Annotated in this window: 21 protein-coding genes; 5 read left to right on the forward strand and 16 right to left on the reverse strand. The window is 61.7% G+C overall.

Features of this window, described 5'->3' with window-relative positions; translation table 11 throughout:
- Positions 1-20: 20 nt before the first annotated feature.
- From murB to EE36_RS16395, 8 genes are all read right to left on the reverse strand, one after another.
- Entirely contained in the window at positions 21-944 is a 924-nt protein-coding gene (gene murB, locus EE36_RS16360; protein WP_198005496.1) for a UDP-N-acetylmuramate dehydrogenase, read from the reverse strand.
- Positions 945-1,018: 74 nt separating this feature from the next.
- Positions 1,019-1,300 (reverse strand): hypothetical protein, encoded by a 282-nt coding sequence (locus tag EE36_RS16365; RefSeq protein ID WP_005854121.1) that lies wholly within the window; start codon positions 1,298-1,300, stop codon positions 1,019-1,021.
- Entirely contained in the window at positions 1,297-1,557 is a 261-nt protein-coding gene (locus EE36_RS16370; RefSeq protein ID WP_005854123.1) for a DUF2484 family protein, read from the reverse strand. Before EE36_RS16370 ends, EE36_RS16365 begins: the two co-directional genes overlap by 4 nt.
- Positions 1,554-1,805, reverse strand: a complete 252-nt coding sequence (locus tag EE36_RS16375) for a DUF2484 family protein (protein ID WP_005854125.1) — start codon at positions 1,803-1,805, stop codon at positions 1,554-1,556. Before EE36_RS16375 ends, EE36_RS16370 begins: the two co-directional genes overlap by 4 nt.
- A 32-nt stretch (positions 1,806-1,837) precedes the next feature.
- On the reverse strand, positions 1,838-3,253 hold the full coding sequence (murC, locus tag EE36_RS16380; protein WP_005854127.1) for a UDP-N-acetylmuramate--L-alanine ligase: 1,416 nt from the start codon (positions 3,251-3,253) through the stop codon (positions 1,838-1,840).
- Complete coding sequence (locus EE36_RS16385; RefSeq protein ID WP_005854129.1) at positions 3,250-4,350, reverse strand: glycosyltransferase; 1,101 nt, start codon at positions 4,348-4,350, stop codon at positions 3,250-3,252. Before EE36_RS16385 ends, murC begins: the two co-directional genes overlap by 4 nt.
- Entirely contained in the window at positions 4,347-5,516 is a 1,170-nt protein-coding gene (gene ftsW, locus EE36_RS16390) for a putative lipid II flippase FtsW (protein WP_005854131.1), read from the reverse strand. Before ftsW ends, EE36_RS16385 begins: the two co-directional genes overlap by 4 nt.
- A gap of 111 nt (positions 5,517-5,627) precedes the next feature.
- Entirely contained in the window at positions 5,628-6,155 is a 528-nt protein-coding gene (locus EE36_RS16395) for a redoxin domain-containing protein (RefSeq protein WP_005854133.1), read from the reverse strand.
- Between the two features lie 113 nt (positions 6,156-6,268).
- Here EE36_RS16395 and EE36_RS16400 point away from each other — a divergent pair, with 113 nt between their 5' ends.
- On the forward strand, positions 6,269-7,450 hold the full coding sequence (locus EE36_RS16400; protein ID WP_039912320.1) for an NAD(P)/FAD-dependent oxidoreductase: 1,182 nt from the start codon (positions 6,269-6,271) through the stop codon (positions 7,448-7,450).
- Between the two features lie 170 nt (positions 7,451-7,620).
- Positions 7,621-8,004 (forward strand): nuclear transport factor 2 family protein, encoded by a 384-nt coding sequence (locus EE36_RS16405; protein ID WP_005854136.1) that lies wholly within the window; start codon positions 7,621-7,623, stop codon positions 8,002-8,004.
- 218 nt (positions 8,005-8,222) lie between these two features.
- Here the strand turns inward: EE36_RS16405 and EE36_RS16410 are convergent, their stop codons facing one another.
- The 4 genes from EE36_RS16410 to EE36_RS16425 all read right to left on the reverse strand — a co-directional run bounded on the left by EE36_RS16410 (position 8,223) and on the right by EE36_RS16425 (position 10,836).
- On the reverse strand, positions 8,223-8,780 hold the full coding sequence (locus tag EE36_RS16410; RefSeq protein ID WP_005854138.1) for an MFS transporter: 558 nt from the start codon (positions 8,778-8,780) through the stop codon (positions 8,223-8,225).
- 100 nt (positions 8,781-8,880) lie between these two features.
- Complete coding sequence (locus EE36_RS16415; RefSeq protein WP_005854140.1) at positions 8,881-9,966, reverse strand: FAD-dependent oxidoreductase; 1,086 nt, start codon at positions 9,964-9,966, stop codon at positions 8,881-8,883.
- Positions 9,966-10,154: a hypothetical protein gene (locus tag EE36_RS16420; protein ID WP_254655598.1), complete on the reverse strand. Its 189-nt coding sequence runs from the start codon at positions 10,152-10,154 to the stop codon at positions 9,966-9,968. Before EE36_RS16420 ends, EE36_RS16415 begins: the two co-directional genes overlap by 1 nt.
- Position 10,155: 1 nt before the next feature.
- Positions 10,156-10,836, reverse strand: coding sequence for a cupin domain-containing protein (locus EE36_RS16425; protein WP_005854143.1), 681 nt, complete (start codon positions 10,834-10,836; stop codon positions 10,156-10,158).
- Between the two features lie 126 nt (positions 10,837-10,962).
- On the opposite strand from EE36_RS16425, the gene EE36_RS16430 reads away from it, so the two are divergent.
- The gene (locus EE36_RS16430; RefSeq protein WP_005854145.1) at positions 10,963-11,508 is read left to right on the forward strand and encodes a TetR/AcrR family transcriptional regulator; all 546 of its coding nucleotides are present in this window, start codon (positions 10,963-10,965) and stop codon (positions 11,506-11,508) included.
- Positions 11,509-11,673: 165 nt separating this feature from the next.
- Positions 11,674-12,675 carry a YHYH protein gene (locus tag EE36_RS16435; RefSeq protein WP_254655599.1) on the forward strand — a complete coding sequence of 334 codons (1,002 nt, stop codon included), beginning with the start codon at positions 11,674-11,676 and terminating at the stop codon, positions 12,673-12,675.
- 155 nt (positions 12,676-12,830) lie between these two features.
- On the opposite strand, the gene murD is transcribed toward EE36_RS16435, so the two are convergent.
- Positions 12,831-14,234: a UDP-N-acetylmuramoyl-L-alanine--D-glutamate ligase gene (gene murD / locus EE36_RS16440; RefSeq protein ID WP_005854149.1), complete on the reverse strand. Its 1,404-nt coding sequence runs from the start codon at positions 14,232-14,234 to the stop codon at positions 12,831-12,833.
- A gap of 46 nt (positions 14,235-14,280) precedes the next feature.
- On the opposite strand from murD, the gene EE36_RS16445 reads away from it, so the two are divergent.
- Complete coding sequence (locus tag EE36_RS16445; RefSeq protein WP_235183792.1) at positions 14,281-15,192, forward strand: glutaminase; 912 nt, start codon at positions 14,281-14,283, stop codon at positions 15,190-15,192.
- A gap of 160 nt (positions 15,193-15,352) precedes the next feature.
- Here EE36_RS16445 and mraY read toward each other — a convergent pair whose 3' ends face one another.
- From mraY to EE36_RS16460, 3 genes are read right to left on the reverse strand one after another with little or no spacing between them, the layout of a single operon-like run.
- Positions 15,353-16,435, reverse strand: coding sequence for a phospho-N-acetylmuramoyl-pentapeptide-transferase (gene mraY, locus EE36_RS16450; protein WP_005854153.1), 1,083 nt, complete (start codon positions 16,433-16,435; stop codon positions 15,353-15,355).
- 31 nt (positions 16,436-16,466) lie between these two features.
- Complete coding sequence (gene murF / locus EE36_RS16455; protein WP_005854154.1) at positions 16,467-17,903, reverse strand: UDP-N-acetylmuramoyl-tripeptide--D-alanyl-D-alanine ligase; 1,437 nt, start codon at positions 17,901-17,903, stop codon at positions 16,467-16,469.
- Positions 17,900-19,381: a UDP-N-acetylmuramoyl-L-alanyl-D-glutamate--2,6-diaminopimelate ligase gene (locus EE36_RS16460; protein ID WP_005854157.1), complete on the reverse strand. Its 1,482-nt coding sequence runs from the start codon at positions 19,379-19,381 to the stop codon at positions 17,900-17,902. The genes murF and EE36_RS16460 overlap by 4 nt, the downstream gene beginning before the upstream one ends.
- Between the last annotated feature and the right edge of the window lie 3 nt (positions 19,382-19,384).

Genomic DNA, 19,384 nt, shown 5'->3' on the forward strand with positions numbered 1-19,384 from the left:
AAATCATGACGCTCGAACGTTTATTTTTCGCCGATCCGCATAATTTCCCACTCTAGCGTAATCCCGCTGGAATCGTAAACCTTTTTTCGCACCATTTCACCCAATGCTTCAAGGTCTGCTGCCGTCGCGGACCCCGTATTGATCAGGAAGTTGGGGTGTTTCGGGCTCATCTGCGCGCCACCCAAGGTGGCACCGCGCAAACCGGCGTCGTCAATGACCTTCCACGCCTTCAGATCATGGCGGTCATCCGCCTGCCCCGTGCTGGAAAACCCCGCCGGATTGCGGAACGTCGACCCCGCGCTGCGGTCCTTGGTGGGTTGGGTTTCGTCCCGTTTGCGTAGCTGGTCCTCCATCCGCGCGTGCAACGCCTCGGCCTCGCCTTTGGGGGGCGCGAAACGGGCAGCAGTGATGACATATCCGTCTGGCAAGGCAGTCTGGCGATAGGCAAATTGCAGATCCTCCGGCCCAAGCGTGACCTTTTCGCCCGTGCGGGTGATCGCGTCTGCGCTGATGAAATAATCAGCAGTATAGGCACCATAGCAGCCCGCGTTCATCCGTACCGCGCCGCCAATACTACCCGGGATTGTGCGCAAGAAGGTCAGGTCCAGCCCCGCGTCCGCTGCCTTGCGCGCGACATGGGCGTCCAGCGCCGCGGCACCTGCGGTGACGATTCCATCCTCGCAACTGATGGTGTTGAACCCGCGCCCCAGCCGGATCACCACAGCCCGCAAGCCGCCGTCGCGCACGATCACATTCGACCCGACCCCCATCGGCATGACCACGACATCGGCGGGCAGCGCCGTCATGAAAGCTGCCAGATCATCCGCATCGGCAGGCTGGTAGAAATAGTCAGCAGGGCCGCCCACGCGCAGCCAGGTCAGATCAGCCAAGGGGCGGTTTTGCGTCAGCTTACCGCGCATATCGGGAAAGGAAATATCTGTCATGCCCATCGCCTAGCCCGCTTTGGGAGGGAGGTCAATTTTCCACATGCGCCCGAAGCGCGCCAAAAAACGCCCAATCAATCAGGTCGGTTCGCCCGCAGCTCGCGCGTGATACGGCCGGCCAGCCATCCTGCAAGAAACGCGCAGACCGCATAGCCCGTGGCGGCGGCTTGCGCCATGAACACCGGACGCTCCAGCGGTTTCGCGCCAAGGCCCCAGATCATCCACGCCCAGTTCAGCGCGAGCCCCGCCAGCAGGACCAGCACAAAGCCGCCATACCGGCGCATCAGACCGCACCAGCCCGCGGCAAGCATCCACACCACGAGGATGCCGATCAGGATCACCAGCGTCAGGTTCACTTTGCGGCATCCCGCACAGCAGCGCCGCGCAGCCAGCGCATCAGATAGATCACCGGCCAGCGCAACACCGAACACCCGCCCGCAAACACCAGCATCCCGACCCAAGGGCCATGCTGCATGGTGACAAACCCCAGAACGGGGATGCCGACGGCAATCAGCACATAGGCGCTGCGCCAATGCTGGTCAGAACTGGGCGTCATCGCCAACACATTGGCAACGACCGCCCAAAAACAGGCAAGAACCAGTGATATACTCATTTTGGAACCTCCGGGTTTTGTCCGCGCAGCTTGGCCAGCAAAAAGCGCAAGGGATTGCGGAACATGGACACAAAGGCAGCAAGAGCAAGCAGGCTATAGAGCCAGCCCACCTGAAGACCGATCAGGATGATCAGCACCGGTGCGGCAATCAGCAGGATCACACCGGGAATATATTGCAGACGCATGGGCAGCGTCGCCACCGTGGCCGAGCAAAAGACCCACAGGATGCAAGCCCAAAGCAAGGTCATGACCGGCCCCCGTATGATGGGGTCCGCGCCATTCAGACGGCTTCCTTCTTCAAGGCTTCAAGCGCGGCAGGCAAGGCGTTGGCCCAGGTGCTGATTGTCCCTGCCCCAAGGCAGACAACCATATCCCCCGGCCCTGCCTGTTCGCGGACCAGTCGCGCCAGATCATCCTCGCTTTGGACGGCGCGGGCGTGGCGGTGACCATGACGGATCAAGCCTGCGACCAGATCATCGCGCCCTGCCCCCTCGATCGGGGCCTCGCCCGCGGCATAGACCTCGGCGATGCCAACGACATCGGCATCGTTGAAGCAGGCGCAGAATTCCTCGAAATGGTGGTGCAAGCGGCTGTAGCGGTGGGGCTGGTGGACCGCGATCACGCGCCCTTCGGTGGCCTGACGTGCGGCTTTCAGCACGGCGGTAATCTCGACCGGGTGGTGACCGTAGTCGTCGATGATCGTCACGCCATCCACTTCGCCCACTTTGGTAAAGCGACGGTTCACGCCGCCGAACCCGGCAAGAGCGGCACGGATTTCTTCGGTTTTCATCCCAAGGTGGCGCGACACGGCGACCGCCGCCATCGCGTTTGACACGTTGTGATCTCCGGGCATCGGCAGGCTGCAATCCTTGATCGTGATGCCTTCGGTCTGGAACATGATATCGAAATGCGCCACGCCCGCCTTGTAGTGCAGGTTGACCGCGCGCACGTCGGCCTGGGTGTTAAAGCCATAGGTCATGACACGGCGGTCGGTGATCTTGCCGACCAAGGCCTGCACCTCGGGGTGGTCGATGCAGCAGACCGCCAGCCCGTAGAAAGGAATGTTCGAGACGAAATCCAGAAACCCTTTGCGCAGGGTATCGAAGTCGCCCCAATGCTCCATATGCTCGGGGTCGATATTGGTCACGATGGCAATGGTCGCGGGCAGACGGTTGAAGGTGCCGTCGGATTCATCCGCCTCGACCACCATCCATTCGCCCTGCCCCATCCGTGCGTTCGACCCGTAAGCATGGATGATCCCGCCGTTCACAACCGTCGGATCGATCCCGCCGTTGACCAGCAGTTCGGCCACCATCGTCGTTGTGGTGGTCTTGCCGTGGGTTCCCGCCACCGCAATGTTGGATTTCAAGCGCATCAGCTCTGCCAGCATCTCGGCGCGGCGCACGATGGGAAGGCCCGCCACCCGTGCGGCATCCAGTTCAGGGTTGCCCGGCTTGATCGCGGAAGAGATCACGACCACGGCGGCCCCTTCGATATTCGCGGCCTCTTGCCCTTCGAACACCGTCGCGCCAAGGTCCACCAGACGGTCGGTGATCTTGGTCGATTTCAGGTCCGACCCCTGCACGCGGTAACCGTGGTTCAACAACACTTCGGCAATGCCGGACATGCCGATACCGCCAATACCCACGAAATGGATCGGGCCCACATCGGTGGGAAGTTTCGTGGCTGCGTTCATCGTTTCTTTCCTTCGGTTGCCAGGGTTTCCACCATCTGGGCGAGTTCTTCTGCGGCGTCCGGCTTGGCGACAGACAGGGCGGCACGCGCCATCTGCTGCGCGCCCTCTGCATGGGTCAGCACCATTTCGATCTGAGCCCGCAGACTGTCGGGGTTGGCCATGTTTTCGGGCACCATGATCGCGGCACCGGCGTCCACCAGTCCACGCGCATTGGCTGTCTGATGGTCGCCCGTCGCCGCCGCAAAGGGGATCAGGATCGAGGGCCGCCCGATGATAGAGATATCGGCAACGCTCGACGCGCCAGCGCGGCTGATCACCAGCTGGGCTTCGGACATGCGCCGCGGCACATCGTGGAAAAACGGCTGCACATCGGCATTGATCCCGTTCTCGGCGTAAAAGGTCGCGACCCGCTGGCCATCCTCGTCCCGCGCCTGATGGCTGACGCGGATATTGCGCAGCAGTTCCATCGGCAGATCGGCGATGGCGGGGGGGATCACCTCGCTCAAGATGCGCGCGCCCTGGCTGCCGCCCATCACTAACAGCTCCATCGGGTAGTCACCCGGCGCGATATAGCCCGCGCCCGCACGCTCCAACACCGCGGCACGCACCGGATTGCCGGTGTGTTCGGCGCTGACACCATCGGGCAATGTGGTCGGCCATGTGCCGCAAGCCACGGCATCGACATGTTTGGAAAACAGATCATTGACCCGCCCGAGCACGCCGTTTTGTTCGTGGATCATCCGGGGCTTGCGCAGCACCCAGGCCGCTGTCAGCGCGGGGATCGATGGATACCCGCCAAAGCCGACAACCACATCAGGCTTGTCGCGCAGCATACCGGAAATGCCGCCAAGCACACCGCCCAGAATACGAAACGGCGCGATGGCCTTGGCCACCAGACCGCCGCGCGCGAAAGTGGCGCTGCTGACCTGCTGAATCTCGACCGCCTCGGGGAAACCGCCGGTATAGCGCGCCCCCCGCGCGTCGGTGGACAGCTTTACCCGCCAGCCCCGCGCCAGCATGACTTCGGCAAGCGCTTGGGCGGGAAACATATGCCCTCCTGTCCCCCCTGCGGCGATAACCAGCAGCGGCGCCGTCATCGGGCACGGCTCCGGCCCAATAGATCAGAGATCTGGCCCTGTGGTCGGGTCCGGGTAAACGCCAGCAACATGCCCACGGCGATGCCAGAGGCAATCACCGACGACCCGCCGTAGCTAACGAAAGGCAGCGTCATACCCTTGGCGGGCAGCAGCCGCACAGCCACGCCCATGTTGATCATCGCCTGCACGCCGAACATGCAGGCCAGCCCGGTGCCGGCCAGACGGATAAAGGGATCACGCTCGCGCACCAGACGCAGCAGCGACCGCACCACGATCACGGCGTAAAGCGCGATCACACACATCACGAGGATCAGGCCGTATTCTTCGGCAGCAACGGCGATGATGAAATCGGTATGCGCATCGGGCAGCGACCATTTCACCTGCCCCTCGCCTACGCCGACACCGAACAGACCGCCTTCGCGGATCGCATCGGTGGCATAGCCAAGCTGCGTGCGCGGATCGATGTCGGGCGACAGGAACCCATCAATCCGCCGGGCAAAGTGTTCGGAGTTGGAATAGGCAAAAGTCCCCGCCAAGACGACCAGCCCGGCCATGCCCACCAGTAGCACCAGCGGCGCACCGGCTACGAAATACATGACCCCCCAGCCGAACAGGACCAGACAGGCCTGACCAAAGTCGGGCTGCAACGCCAGCATCAGCACGATGGAAATACACAGCGCAAAGGACCACGTTTTGCCCGGAGGGCCGTTGATCTCGAGCGCGGCCGCCATCATCCACGCCGCCACAACGACAAAACCGGGCTTGAGGAACTCTGAGGGCTGGAAGGACGCAAAGCCCATGGAGTACCAGCGCACAGCGCCTTTGCCAAAGTCGGTGCCAAAGAACGGCAGCAAGGCCAACGCCACAAAGGACACCAGAAAGCCGACGATCGCCAGACGCCGCACCATCACGGGCGTCATCATCGACGTCAGCACCATGGCAATCACGGCAAGCACACCGAAAACAGCCTGTCGCTGCACATAATGAAAAGAGTCAAAGCCGTTTTTCGCGGCCAAGGGCGGGGAGGCCGCCAGCCCCAGCAACATGCCCACGGCGAACAGCAGGAGGATGCAGGACATCGCCCATTTGTCGATCGTACGCCACCATTTGGGAAGAATCGGTTCGCCATCCCGAACGGGAACCGCGCCATAGACCATTTCTGTCATGGGACCTGCCTTACACTGCCTCGTTCCGCCCCTTTTCGGGGTCTAGCTTGCAGTGTAGCGCGAAAGGTCACGCGGGGCTAGTGTGTTTTAACCAGCCCCGCGCAAAGCTGCCTATGCCCCCGCGTGCGTGCCGCGGATCGGATAGTCGTTGTCACGCACAAACTTGATCCCGTTCAGCAGCCCCTCCAGATCAGGCCGCGCGAAGGGCGCGTTCGAGATGTCGAGGATCTGGATATTGCCGTCGCCATTCACCACAAAGACGCCGGGCTCTGCGAAGGGCTGATCGGTTTCTTGCGGGCTGCGCGGGTCAGAGACATATAGCCCCAGTTCGCGCATCTGTGCGATGCTCATGTCATAGCCGATCGTCAGGGACAGATCCTGCTCTTGCGCCATCTCGCGCGCCTTGTCTTTCGGGTCACCCGATACGGCAACAACGTCCACACCTGCCTTGTTGAAATCCGCGACCAGCCCGTCCAGCGTCGACAGGTATTTTTTGCAGATCGGGCAATGCAGACCGCGATAGACGACCACCAGCTGCCAATCATGATCGCCCCGTGGGGTGCCAAGGGTCAGCATGCCACCTTGCAGCTCTGCCACGGTCAGTTTCGGGAATGCGTTACCTGCGTCCAATACGTTCATCGGGTCTCTCCTTTAATTGCTTCGTCACTCACGGAGTTAGTCTTCATGCGCCGGGTTACCACCCCGCTCACGGCCACTTGACCGGCTTGCGTGGCGGGGGCTATGGCGGGGCCATGCAATATGACACGGTAATTTTAGGCGCAGGGGCCGCAGGCATGATGTGCGCCGCCCACGCAGGCGGATCGGTGCTGGTCGTGGATCACGCCAAAGCACCGGGCGAGAAAATCCGCATTTCGGGCGGCGGGCGCTGCAATTTCACCAATATGCACTGCACGCCCGATGCCTTCATCTGCGCCAACCCCCATTTCGCCAAATCGGCGCTGGCACGTTATACCCAGTGGGATTTCATCGAACTGGTAGACGCACATGGGATCGCGTGGCACGAAAAGACCCTCGGCCAGCTCTTCTGCGACACTTCCGCCAAAGAGATCGTCGCCATGCTGCGCGGCCTGATGCAAAAAGCCGGTGTCGATCTGCGGCTGCACAGCACGCTGACAGATATCGCCGCGCGTGATGCCGGATATAGCATGACCTTGCACACGCCCGACGGCACCACGCCAATCACCGCGCGCAACTTTGTCGTTGCCTCTGGCGGGAAATCCATCCCCAAGATGGGGGCGACGGGGCGCGCCTATGAGATCGCCGCGCAGATGGGTATCCCCGTCACCGACACACGGGCGGGGCTGGTGCCCTTCACCTTTACCGACGCCCGTTTCGCGCCCATATCCGGCACCGCGACGCCCGCGCGGGTTACTGTCCAAGGCCCCGCCTTTGACGAAGCCCTGCTGTTCACCCACCGTGGCCTCTCCGGCCCTGCCGTGCTGCAAGCTTCAAGCTACTGGACCGAAGGCGCGCCGATCACGGTGAACCTGCTGCCAGACAGTGATCTGCTGACCAAGCTACGTAGCCAACGCCAGACCTATGGCCGCCGCAACCTGACGACAGAGCTTTCCCACCACCTGCCCGCGCGGCTGGTGGATCATCTTGCGGGGATCATGGACCTTGGCGGCAACCTCGCCGATTGGTCGGATGCAAAACTTAGCACCCTGATCGACAGGCTGTCGCATTGGGTGATGACCCCTTCTGGCACCGAAGGCTACCGCACCGCCGAAGTCACCCTCGGCGGGATCGACACCGACGCACTGTCCTCCAAAACACTAGAGACCAAGACACGCCCCGGTCTCTACTTCATCGGCGAGGCCGTCGACGTGACCGGATGGCTGGGTGGCTACAACTTCCAATGGGCCTGGTCCTCTGCCATGGCCTGCGCCGCAGATATCGCTCAGAAACACTAATTTCCAAATGGCCCTAAATCCCGGGGGAGCCGCCATAGGCGGCGGGGGCAGCGCTCCTGGCCCGACACCATCGACCCAAAGCTGTCATCGTCGCATGGAAGCGACCCCGCAATGCAGCTTCCCCAATGCAGACATGCGCCACACTATCGGTAAATTCAGAAAGGAAGACCATGCGTGATCCAAAAACCGACAAGGCCAACGTCATCGCCTTTTACGAAATGATGTTCAATGATTGCCGCCCCGCCGACGCCATCGCGCGCTACGCCGGAGCGCAATACATTCAGCACAATCCCCATGTGGCGGACGGCAAGGCGGCCTTCGTTGACTATTTCGAACGGATGGCACGCGAACATCCGGGCAAACATGTCGAGGTCAAGCGGTCATTCGTGGACGGCAATCATGTGATCCTGCATTGCCATCAGCTATGGCCCAACGGTCCCGATTATGCAGGGATGGACATTTTCCGTCTCGATGATCAAGGCAAGATCGTCGAGCATTGGGACGTGCTTCAGGAAATGCCTGTACAAAGTAACAACGACAACGGGATGTTTTGATACAATAAATGCCGTGCGAGCACAGCAATGAAAGGCCAAAGCTATGCGTTGGCATTTTTGCCAAGAACCGAGCCGCAAGCCTTTTAACCGCGTCGACAATCAACGTGCCGCCACCCCCAACAAGCGTCACAGTTATAAGAACTTGCACATTAGGCATGTTAAGTTCTTCCTTGAGGTTGGCGGTACGTTGCAGTTTTTGAGACAGTATTGTCACCGCCCTATACGCGCCGCGCCGCTTGGCTCAGGAAACTCCCCGCAAAGGGCACCCCCGGCACAGCGTCGCGCGTGGCAATGACCAGTTGCGGGCCGATAATGGCAGCGATCAGCCCGCCGACCATGACCCATGAAATGGCGCGCCCCCTGTCTGCCCCTTCGCGCCCGTCGGCAGCTGCGAAACGGTAAGACTGTACATAGGACGCATAGAGCCCCGCCAGAAACGTGCCCAAACAGAAGAATATGAACGCCCCAAAGGATATCGCACCAGCGGCGACCAATCCCGACAACACGCCGATCATCGCGCCCAGAAGATAACCGCTGCGCCGCCCATATTGTCGCATGATCCAAGCGGCAGGCACCGTTCCAAGGGCAAGCCCAAGATTATAGATGCTGACCGGAAGGGTCGCCAAAGCGGGGTCAGTCGCGAGATCCTGACCAACCAATCCCCCCAGCGAGATCACAATCGGTCCGCTGGCAGCCCCTAAAGATTGGGCGAGGATCAGCACCGTCAGGTTGCGGCCGAACCCGGCGGTTTCAGTCGTGTCTATTGTCCGAGTCATCATATATCATCCGTATGGCCACCATGCCCGTTGGATTGGCTTGGCGCGGCGTGTTTTCATTTTTCTATTGGATGCCCAAACCCCTGCGGGCGGGTGGTGATCAGGTCTGCATGGGGTCGTGCAGCGCCAGCGTGCTGGCCGCATGTTCGGCCGCCTCTAATGCGCCCTCAAGAAAGCCTCCGAATTCCGGGGCGGTTTCGGTCGACGCAAATATCATCCCGCGTGCTGACAGGGCATGCAGGTTGGACGGCAAACCATAGCGGGGATGGCTTCGAACCGGTTGTCGGTCCTGTGGGCGCGCGATGTGGGGAATGGTCGCCCAGTCTTGCAAAACAAGGTGCATCGGGTCGGCCATTTCCGGTCCGAACATCGTCGTCAGCTGCGTCACCGCAAGGCGCATCATCTCATCTTTGTGCTGGGCACGCGCATCCGCAGGAACCCCGACAAAACCGAAGAGCGCATAGGGACCGCCCAGCCTTGGCGAAGCATCGTGGATTTCGACCATCGGCCCTTGCTGGCTCATGGCGTCGCCGGACAGCCCGGCATGTCGCCAATGAGGCTGATCGTAAACCGCAACGATCTTGGCCTGACCGGCCATCCAGGTCGGCAGGTTTTGCAAAGCCTGCGTTTGGGCCGCATCCAGAGCGGGGTCAAAGGAGACGGTATCGGCAATGACCCGAGGCGGCATGGCCATCACGATCCAGTTGGCCTTGATGATCTGCGCTGTGCCGTTTTGATCAACCTGCGCCGTGATGTTGCCCGCCGAATGGTCGACCGACGTCAGTCGCGTGCTGGTCATGATCTTCGCCGGATCCAACCCTTTGGCCAAAGCATCGACCACAGAGCCGATCCCACCGGCCAAGCGGTAGGCCCCCTCCATAGAGGCATAGCCGCGCCCGCGCTGCACGGTGCCGTTTTGCTCTTGATAGACCAAGTCACCCGTCGAGAACTGCCCGAACACCGGGATCTGAAAACGTTCCGCGAGAGCTGCCATGCGCGGCTGGCCCGGCCAGAACCACGCAGGCCCAAGGTCGAAGGCACCGCCCGAAAATTCTTTGGTCAGGATACGCCCGCCAAGGCGGTCCTGCGCTTCAACCAGCAAGAAATCGCGGCCTTGGCGGGCCAGATGGTCGGCTAGCGCAAGACCCGACAGACCACCGCCCACAATCAGAATATCGGTCTGCATCAGAACGCCCCTCCCATCGGCCTGAGGTCCAGCCCATGCGTCCAGGTGGACCGAGGTTGATCTGTCAGCGCCAGATAGGTTCTGGCAATATCGGCTGGCTTCTTCATCCGTATAGAGCCCATTCTGTGCAGGGCGTGGCTGGCAAGACCGGCACCCGCCCCGCCAATGATTGCAAGTGGATCTGACATCTTATCCCCCGACATTCGGGGCCGTCGGCGTGTCTGCAAGATGGCCAGATTTGACCCAAAGCCGCGCCCCATCAGGGCCGGAAACAGCGTTCAGCGGCGTGTGGGGCGGTAGGCGCAGCCAGGAATTGACCCCGAAGACCTCATCCCCTTCGATAAAGCTTCCTTCGACCACAAGGGCTTCGAACCCGTTGTGGCCGGCCTGTGTCACTGCCACGTTGGGCTCCCAAAGCTCGATCCGCACCCGTTCGTGCGCATCCGCGAACAGCGGGATTTCTGAAACACCCGCACGCACCGGCTGCGGGGTCTGGGTGGTGGTGTCCATGGTGATCTGCTGACGGTCATCCATGTCGAACTGCCACAGCTTGACGAAGATCGTCGCCCCCTCGGCAGAGCTTGGGGTGTGCGAAGACGTCGGCGGGTTGCGCACGTAGGTGCCGACCGGAAAGTCACCGTGTTCATCCTGAAACACGCCCTCAAGCACCAGAAACTCTTCGCCGCCGGTATGGGTATGGGCCGAAAACGCGCTGCCCGGCGCATAGCGGACGATGGTCGTCGCCCGCGCGACTTCGTCCCCGATCCGGTCCAGCATCCGCCGGTCTACGCCTTTCATCGGAGATGCAACCCACGGCTGCCGATCCGAATGTACAACGGCACGTTCATCAAAATTTGCGTTCAGGTCCATGGTACATCCTTCCGGTTCAGCGCGCAGCGGCGCCACATAGCTACCTATCAGTTGATAGGCTTCCAGTTAGATATTGCCCTCCTCGCTGTCAACACCTATCTACCACATGATAGACAGGAGCCCCAAATGCCGCAGACAATGAAAGACAAAATCCTTGATGCCGCTGAAAAGCGTGTCCGTGGTGCGGGTTTCTCGGCGATGAGCTTTCGCGACCTGGCAAGCGATGTCGGCATCAAAAGCGCAAGTGTTCACTATCACTTCCCGACCAAACCTGATCTTGGCGAAGCTTTGGTGGATCGCTACACCAGCCAGTTCAAAGAGCGCCTTGAACAGATCGATACGGCCAGCTTGCAAACGGCGTTGGACAGCTACGTTGCGCTCTACTCTCAAGCGCTTGTCTTGGACGAAACCATCTGTCTTTGCGCGATCATGGGCGCAGAAGCGATCGGGCTGCCCAAGAATGTAAACCAGAAAACAAAGGCATTCTTCAAAATGAACAGAATGTGGCTGCTTGACCTGTTCCACCGTAATGGCGTCGAAAACGCCGAAGACACGTCCTGCCTCATCGTCGCGGCGCTGGAAGGCGGCATGATCGTTGCGTCATCCTCCGACGATCGTGCGGTGTTTGACCAGATTGCCAAGGCCGCGATCCGAAGTATCGCCAAGATTTGACGTCTATACGGCAGCGCTCGGAAAATTCTAGGGCGCTATATTTCTGTTGAATAAAAACGACGGAAAGTTGGCACGTGTCCGTTTAAGGCCTAGCTTCGGCTTAGCTGCGCCTCGACCCAAAGTTGGAAGTAAAGATACCGACATCTCATGGGAGATCAGAAAATCATGTCCAGGAAAACTCTCTATGGGACAGCCGCCGCATCGGTTGTGCTGGCCGCCGCATCCCTGATCTATTCGCCTTCATCGGCTCAGAATGCGCAACAGTCGAATGACACTGCGGCGGTCGTTGAAGCGGCAAATTGGGCAGGTCATGTCAAGATCACGGTCGATGCTGACGCAAAGACATTCCGCTTCCAATCTAACGGCATCCCGGACCACGGCTTTGCGGAACAATACTTGATTCCAAGCAATCCAAACGATCAACCTTTTGCCGACAAGCCGCTGGAATTCTTTGATGTGCAGAACTCTGCCGACTACTTCAAAGAGACCGAGATCGACGCGACAATCACAACGCAGGCGGTCTATTCGGATACATCAACGGACACCTCGCTGGGGAGAATTGGCGTGGCCTTGAGCGGCGCACAGATTTTCAACGATTACGAGAACCCCGACCGCTCCGTCGTTGCGATTGACGATCAGGTTGTTCATGATCACGTGGCATTTCTGGACAACTGCAACGGGCACACGCTCGTGGACGGGACGAATTACCACTATCATGGCATCCCTGTTTGTATCGCCGAGGCCGCGGCGCAAGCCGGGCAACATTCGCGGATGATCGGTGTTTTGGCCGACGGCTTTCCTGTCTATGGCAACAATGATGTCGGTGGCATTGTCGTGGTGAATGACGATCTGGATGCGTGCAGCGGCCACTCCGGCCCGACACCTGAATTCCCGGAAGGGATTTACCACTACCACCTCACGGCAGATGAAGCGCCCTATATGATCGACTGCTACCATGGTGAGGTCGACGTGGCCGCGAACAATGGCCCCGGTGGCGGTGGTGCCGCACCGGATTTTGCCGCAGTTGCCGATCAACTGGGTATCACAGAGGCTGAATTGGTCGGGGCCCTTGGTGACACGCGCCCGCCGGACTTTGCCGCGGCGGCTCAGGCACTTGGTGTCAGCGAAGCCGACCTGCGCGCAGCTATGCCCGCACCCGGCCAGTAAAGACCGGATCTGGTGGAAAAACTCGCCTATGTAATAATCGGGGCGTCGATGGCCCCGATCAAACAACCGGTCACGCGCCATAATCTGGACCGGAGCAGACCGAAACACCGCAATCATTGCCCGTGCGGCGCTCCCTCCCTCCCCCAAAAACGCAGTTACGCGTTCGTCAGATGCTTCTGCACCTGCGCGACAAAATCCTCTCCGCGGCGCTCGAAACTGTCGTATTGGTCAAAGCTCGCCGCCGCAGGGGCCAGCAAAACGACGTCCCCCGCCTCGGCATCCTCGACCGCGCGTGCGACCGCGATGTCCATCGTGCCACAGACCTCGGCCTCGACCCCCAGCTTCATGGCGAACTGCGCCGCCTCGCGCCCGATCACATAGGCTTTGCGCACCGTCTCCAGCGGTTCTGACAAACTGCCCAAACCGCCCTCTTTCTCAAGCCCGCCGCAGATCCAGCGGATGTTCCTGAACGCCGCCAGTGCCTTGACCGCGCTGTCCACATTGGTCGCCTTGCTGTCGTTGACGAAACGCACGCCGCCCGCCTCGCCCACGGTCTGGCTGCGGTGCGGCAGGCCGCCAAAGGAATGGAACGCCGCTTCGATGATCTTGGGCGCGAACCCCAGCGTGCGACAGGCGGCATAGGCGGCACAGGCGTTCTGGTGGTTATGCGCGCCGGGCAAGCCGGTAATGCTGCGCAGATCGATGGAGCCGATCTGCTTGCCGCCGCGATATTCCGACAAGAAGCCTTTGCGTGCGAAGACCTGCCAACCAAGACCCGTAAGCTTGCGGTCCACCGACACGCGGATCACCCGGTCGTCGGCCGCCCCTTCGCTGAGCTGTCCCGCAAGAAAACGCCCTTCGGGTTCATCCACGCCAATGACGGCACGATCCGGCCCGCCTTCAGCAAAGAGCCGCCGTTTGGCCGCGAAATAGCCGCCCATGCCCGCATGGCGATCCAGATGATCGGGGCTAAGGTTGGTGAAGACGGCGACATCCGGCGTCAGATTGCGCGCCAGATCGGTCTGGTAGCTCGACAGCTCCAGCACCACGACCTCGCCGTCAATGGCAGGCTCTATGTCCAGCACCCCGCGACCGATGTTTCCCGCCAGCTGCGTCGGGCGGCCTGCGTGTTTGAGAATGTGATGCACCAACGCCGAGGTGGTGGATTTCCCGTTCGACCCGGTGATCGCGATGATCTTGGGCACCACGTCAAAATTATCCCAGGCCAGCGTCGCGAAGCTTTGAAAGAACAGCCCGATGTCATTGTCCACCGGCACACCTGCGTCCTGCGCGGCGACGATCACCGGGTTCGGTGCCGGATAAAGATGCGGGATGCCGGGCGATACGATCAGCCGCGCGATGTCATCAAAGACGCCGGCTTTGCCCAGATCCACACAATCGAACCCTTCGGCCTGCGCGGCGGCGCGTGCGGCGGGGTTGTCATCCCAACAGATAGGCACAGCGCCCCCGGCGGCCAGCGCACGGGCCGCAGACAGCCCCGACCGCCCGAGCCCCAGAATGGCTACCTTTGCGCCGGTCAAACCTTGAACTGGTATCATGCCTGCTCTCCTGTTAGCGATGACCCTGAAACTTTCGGAGCCCCTTATGCCCCCTCTGCCAGAGATTTTAGCCCAGCTCAACGCCGACATGCGCGCCACGGATGACTGGGGAGACGTGGCAGCCTATATCCCGCAGCTGGCCTCTGTCGATCCTGCGCAATTCGGTATCGCGATCACCACCGCGGACGGCGAGGTCTTTACCGCCGGGGATGCCGATACGCCATTTTCGGTGCAATCCATCACCAAGGTCTTCACCCTTGCCATCGCCCTTGGACGGTCAGGCGACCAGCTGTGGAAGCGCGTGGGCCGCGAGCCATCGGGGCGCGCATTCAATTCCATTGTGCAGCTTGAGGCCGAACAGGGGCGCCCGCGCAACCCCTTCATCAACGCCGGTGCCATTGTCACCACGGACGAGGTGCTCACGGGACGCGAACCGCGCGAGACCTTGGCCGAAATCCTGCAATTCGTCCGCGCCGCCGCCAGTGACGACGACATCCACATCAACGAAACCGTCGCGGCCTCTGAAACCGCCCATGGCCACCGCAACTTTGCCCTGGCGCATTTTCTGGCCTCCTGCGGAAACCTGAACAACCCGCCGGAGAAGACGCTCGGCACTTATTTCCACCACTGCGCCATCGACATGTCCGCGCGGCAGCTGGCCATGGCCGGACGGTTCCTGATCGAAACCGACAAGCTGCCCCGCATGATCCTGCCGCCCCGTATCCGGCGCCTCAATGCGCTGATGCTCACCTGCGGGCATTATGACGGGTCGGGCGATTTTGCCTACCGCGTAGGGCTTCCGGCGAAGTCCGGTGTGGGCGGCGGTATTCTTGCCATTGTCCCCGGGCGCGCCAGCATCGCCGTCTGGTCCCCTGGTCTGAACCGCTATGGCAACTCGAAGAAAGGCACCCAGGCCATGGCCCGCCTCGCGCGCGAAATGGGCTGGTCGATCTTCTGACGCCCCCCGCGTCAAGCCTCGCCCGCCCTTCATTTTGCCAAATAAACTCCGGGGGACGCGGCCCTTTGGCCGCGCGGGGGCTGGCCCCCGTCCGCCATAAAAAAAGCGCGCCACATCCCTGCAGCGCGCCCTCTTGTCTCTTACCGCTTTGCGAAACGGCTCAGCGGACCTTCAGCGTCGCCAGCCCGATCATCGCGAGGATCAAAGAGATGATCCAGAAGCGAATGACGATCTGCGGCTCGGCCCAGCCTTTCTTTTCATAGTGATGGTGGATCGGTGCCATCAGGAAAACACGTTTGCCCGTGCGTTTGAAATAGAGCACCTGAATGATCACCGACAGCGCCTCGACCACAAACAGGCCGCCGACGATGGCCAGCACCAATTCGTGCTTGGTGGCAACCGCGATGGCCCCCAATGCGCCGCCAAGGGCCAGCGATCCGGTGTCGCCCATAAAGACCGCGGCGGGGGGCGCGTTATACCACAAAAAGCCCAGACCACCGCCAAAGATACCGGCGGTAAAGACCAAAATCTCGCCCGTCCCCGGCACATAGTGCACGTCCAGATATTCGGTGAAATCGACGCGGCCGACGGCATAGGCGATCACGCCAAGCGCCCCGGCGGCGATCATCACGGGCATGATCGCCAGCCCGTCCAGCCCGTCCGTCAGGTTCACCGCATTCGCCGCCCCCACGATCACGATGATCGAGAAGGGCACGAACAGATACCCAAGGTTGATCAGCGTGTTCTTGAACACGGGCAGCGCCAGTTGGTTCTGCAGCTCTGCGGGGTGGAATTGCGCCGCCCAATAGGCCGCGCTGCCCGCGATGATAAAGCCCAGCAACAGACGCATTCTGCTGGAAACACCAGCGGTCGTCTGCTTGCTGACCTTGGCGTAGTCATCGGCAAACCCGATGGCGGCAAATGCCATTGTCACCAGCAGCACCATCCACACAAACGGGTTGTCCAACCGCGCCCACAGCAGGGTAGAGGTCAGCAAGGCCCCCACAATCAGCAGCCCGCCCATGGTCGGCGTACCCGCCTTGACAAAATGCCCCTCTGGGCCGTCATCCCGGATCGGCTGGCCCTTGCCCTGCCGCTTGCGCAGCACGGCGATCAGCGGCTTGCCGAACAGAAAGCCAAACACCAGCGCTGTCAGGAAGGCCCCACCGGCGCGGAAGGTGATGTAGCGGAAAAGGTTAAAGAAATCGCCGCCATCTGACAGGAGGGTCAACCAATAGAGCATCGTACGCGTCCTAACTCAAAATCTTGTGGGCTTAGCCCTGTCGTTCATTCGGGACCGGATGGCCCATTTTGCGGATCGCGTCAACGATCAGCCCTAGTTTCATGGACAAGGAGCCTTTGGCGAGCACAACATCGCCACTGTCCAGATGCGACGAAAGCGCGGGCAGCAGGTCTGCGGCGGTTTCGGCCCATTCCCCACGTTGATGCGCTGGCAGCAGGTCATAAAGCGACTTCATCAGCGGGCCCACACAGTGGATCACATCCAGCTTTTTGGTGGCATCGAGATGCGCGAGCCCTGCGTGCAGGGCGATCTCGTCCGGTCCCAGTTCCTTCATGTCCCCCAGATAGGCGATGCGCCGTCCCTTGCTGACGCGGCCGATATCATGGGTAACCTCGGCGGCGGCCAGCACCTCTAGGGCGGCGGCCATCGAGGTGGGGTTCGCGTTATAGCTATCGTCGATGAGGTTCAGCGTTAGATGGGTGTCGACCACGTCGAGATGGATGACCTCTCGCACGCCGCGCCCCTTATACGGTGTCCAGCGCCCCAAGGAGGCCGCCGCCAGCGCCAGATCCGCGCCCATGGCCTGTGCAGACGCCAAGGCCCCTAAAGCGTTCATCGCGAAATGCCGCCCCGGCGTTCCGATCTTGAACAGCAGCGGCGTGCCGTCCGCGTCGGCGCGCACGACGGTGGTATCGCCTTGCACCTGCACATCCAGCAGTTTGTACTGATAGCCATGCTCGCCAAATTCGACCTCGCGCAGGCGGCGATCCACGGCCTTGGCCATCAGGATCGCGGCGTGTTCGATGTCAGCGTTGATCACCGCCACGCCCCCCGGTTGCAGCCCGTCAAAAACGGCGGCTTTCTCGACCGCGATTTCCGCGACATTCGCGAATGCTTCCAGATGCACGGCGGCGACGGTGGTGACCATCGCGACATCCGGCTTGGCCATCTGCGCCAGCGGAGAGATCTCTCCGGGGTGGTTCATGCCGATCTCGATCACGGCATATTCCGTATCCGCAGGCATCCGCGCCAGTGTCAGCGGCACACCCCAGTGGTTGTTATAGCTGTCGACAGAGGCATGCGCCCGCCCCTGGTCGGCAAAGATCGCAAGCAGCATTTCCTTGGTCGAGGTCTTGCCGACGCTGCCCGTCACCGCGACGACCTTGGCCTGCGTTCGGGCCCGCGCGGCGGCACCAAGCGCCTCTAGGGCCCTTAGCACATCCTCGACGATCAGCAGGGGTGCATTCTCGGCCACGCCCTCGGGCACATGGGTGACCAGCGCGGCCCCTGCCCCTTTTTCCAGCGCCATGGCGACAAAATCATGCCCGTCGCGCACGTCTTTCAGCGCGACAAACAGATCCCCCGGTGCAAGGGTACGGGTATCAATCGACACGCCGTCACAGGACCAGTCCCCGATGGCGCGGCCGCCGGTGGCGCTTTCGGCCTCTTTTGCTGTCCACAAGCTCATGCCAATCTCCCATCCAGCGCCGCGACGGCGACGCTGGCCTGCTCCACATCATCAAAGGGTAGCACATCGTCACCGATGGTCTGTCCGGTTTCATGTCCTTTGCCCGCGATCAGCAGCGCGTCGCCCGTGCCGATGGCGTCGATGCCCCGCAGGATCGCCTCGGCACGGTCGCCCACCTCGGTCGCTTCTGGCGCGCCCTCCATGACGGCGGCACGGATGGTCGCCGGATCTTCGGAGCGCGGGTTGTCATCGGTCACGAACACCAAATCCGCATGGGCCGCCGCCGCCTGCCCCATCAGCGGGCGTTTGGCGCGGTCACGGTCGCCGCCTGCGCCCACGATAGCGACCAGCCGGCCCATGACATGGGGGCGCATCGCTTGCAGGGCGGTGGCAATGGCGTCGGGGGTATGGGCGTAATCCACAAACACAGCCCCGCCATTGTCCCGCGTGGCGGCAAGCTGCATACGGCCGCGCACGGTGGTCAGATGAGGCAGAGTATCGAACACATGGGCGGGGTCCGCCCCGCAGGCAATCACCAGCCCCGCCGCGAGCAACACGTTGTCCGCCTGAAACCCGCCAATGAGGTTCAGGCGTTTCTGGTAGGTCTTGCCACGATAGCTGAACCGCAGGTCCTGCCCCGTCGCATCAAAGCGCTGGCCGGTCAGATGCAGATCGCCGCCGTCGCGCCCCACGGTGATCACCTCGCAGCCGCGGGCGCGTGCGATGGCGACCATATCGACCCCCTTGGGATCATCGATATTGATCACCGCCGTGCCATCCTCGGGCAGCACCCGCGAGAACAGTCCGGCCTTGGCGTCGAAATAGGCGTCGAAGGTCTCGTGGTAGTCGAGATGGTCTTGGGTAAAATTCGTGAACCCCGCCGCCTTGAGCGTCACGCCATCCAGCCGTCGCTGGTCCAGCCCGTGGCTCGACGCCTCCATCGCGGCATGGGTGATACCGTTGGCAGAGGCCTCGGCCAGAGTGCGGTGCAGGGTGATGGGCTCGGGCGTGGTATGCGCCAGCGGTGCGGTCCATGCGCCCTCGACGCCAGTGGTGCCAAGATTGACTGCCGCCAGCCCCATCTCGATCCAGATTTGCCGCACGAAGGTGCTGACAGAGGTTTTGCCATTGGTGCCGGTGACGGCAATCATCGTCTGCGGCTGCGCGCCGTACCACAGGGCTGCCGCGCGCGACAGCGCCTCGCGGGGGGCATCGGTGACGACAAGGGCAACGTCAGCCTGTGCCAGCGCGTCAGCGGCCAGCTTGGCCCCCTCGGCGTCGGTCAACACCGCCACCGCGCCCATGTGCAGCGCATATTGGATAAACTCGGCCCCGTGGACCTTGCTGCCGGGCATGGCGGCGAACAGGGTGCCGGGCTGGACCTGACGGCTGTCGACGCTGATACCTGCAATGGGCGGGTTGCCCCCCCCTTTCGCGGTCAGACCAAGGGAGGATAACGGGACGGCCTGTGTGCCCATGGG

Origin of the sequence: Sulfitobacter sp. EE-36 (assembly GCF_000152605.1) — a bacterium.
GTDB classification, from domain to species: Bacteria; Pseudomonadota; Alphaproteobacteria; order Rhodobacterales; family Rhodobacteraceae; genus Sulfitobacter; species Sulfitobacter pontiacus.

Bases quoted from the DNA above. Each gene is read 5' to 3' on its own strand.
- murB (WP_198005496.1), bottom strand. From the start codon at position 944: ATGACAGATATTTCCTTTCCCGATATGCGCGGTAAGCTGACGCAAAAC.
- EE36_RS16370 (WP_005854123.1), bottom strand. From the start codon at position 1,557: ATGAGTATATCACTGGTTCTTGCCTGTTTTTGGGCGGTCGTTGCCAAT.
- EE36_RS16375 (WP_005854125.1), bottom strand. From the start codon at position 1,805: ATGACCTTGCTTTGGGCTTGCATCCTGTGGGTCTTTTGCTCGGCCACG.
- murC (WP_005854127.1), bottom strand. From the start codon at position 3,253: ATGAACGCAGCCACGAAACTTCCCACCGATGTGGGCCCGATCCATTTC.
- EE36_RS16385 (WP_005854129.1), bottom strand. From the start codon at position 4,350: ATGACGGCGCCGCTGCTGGTTATCGCCGCAGGGGGGACAGGAGGGCAT.
- ftsW (WP_005854131.1), bottom strand. From the start codon at position 5,516: ATGACAGAAATGGTCTATGGCGCGGTTCCCGTTCGGGATGGCGAACCG.
- EE36_RS16395 (WP_005854133.1), bottom strand. From the start codon at position 6,155: ATGAACGTATTGGACGCAGGTAACGCATTCCCGAAACTGACCGTGGCA.
- EE36_RS16400 (WP_039912320.1), top strand. From the start codon at position 6,269: ATGCAATATGACACGGTAATTTTAGGCGCAGGGGCCGCAGGCATGATG.
- EE36_RS16405 (WP_005854136.1), top strand. From the start codon at position 7,621: ATGCGTGATCCAAAAACCGACAAGGCCAACGTCATCGCCTTTTACGAA.
- EE36_RS16410 (WP_005854138.1), bottom strand. From the start codon at position 8,780: ATGACTCGGACAATAGACACGACTGAAACCGCCGGGTTCGGCCGCAAC.
- EE36_RS16415 (WP_005854140.1), bottom strand. From the start codon at position 9,966: ATGCAGACCGATATTCTGATTGTGGGCGGTGGTCTGTCGGGTCTTGCG.
- EE36_RS16420 (WP_254655598.1), bottom strand. From the start codon at position 10,154: ATGTCAGATCCACTTGCAATCATTGGCGGGGCGGGTGCCGGTCTTGCC.
- EE36_RS16425 (WP_005854143.1), bottom strand. From the start codon at position 10,836: ATGGACCTGAACGCAAATTTTGATGAACGTGCCGTTGTACATTCGGAT.
- EE36_RS16430 (WP_005854145.1), top strand. From the start codon at position 10,963: ATGCCGCAGACAATGAAAGACAAAATCCTTGATGCCGCTGAAAAGCGT.
- EE36_RS16435 (WP_254655599.1), top strand. From the start codon at position 11,674: ATGTCCAGGAAAACTCTCTATGGGACAGCCGCCGCATCGGTTGTGCTG.
- murD (WP_005854149.1), bottom strand. From the start codon at position 14,234: ATGATACCAGTTCAAGGTTTGACCGGCGCAAAGGTAGCCATTCTGGGG.
- EE36_RS16445 (WP_235183792.1), top strand. From the start codon at position 14,281: ATGCCCCCTCTGCCAGAGATTTTAGCCCAGCTCAACGCCGACATGCGC.
- mraY (WP_005854153.1), bottom strand. From the start codon at position 16,435: ATGCTCTATTGGTTGACCCTCCTGTCAGATGGCGGCGATTTCTTTAAC.
- murF (WP_005854154.1), bottom strand. From the start codon at position 17,903: ATGAGCTTGTGGACAGCAAAAGAGGCCGAAAGCGCCACCGGCGGCCGC.
- EE36_RS16460 (WP_005854157.1), bottom strand. From the start codon at position 19,381: ATGGGCACACAGGCCGTCCCGTTATCCTCCCTTGGTCTGACCGCGAAA.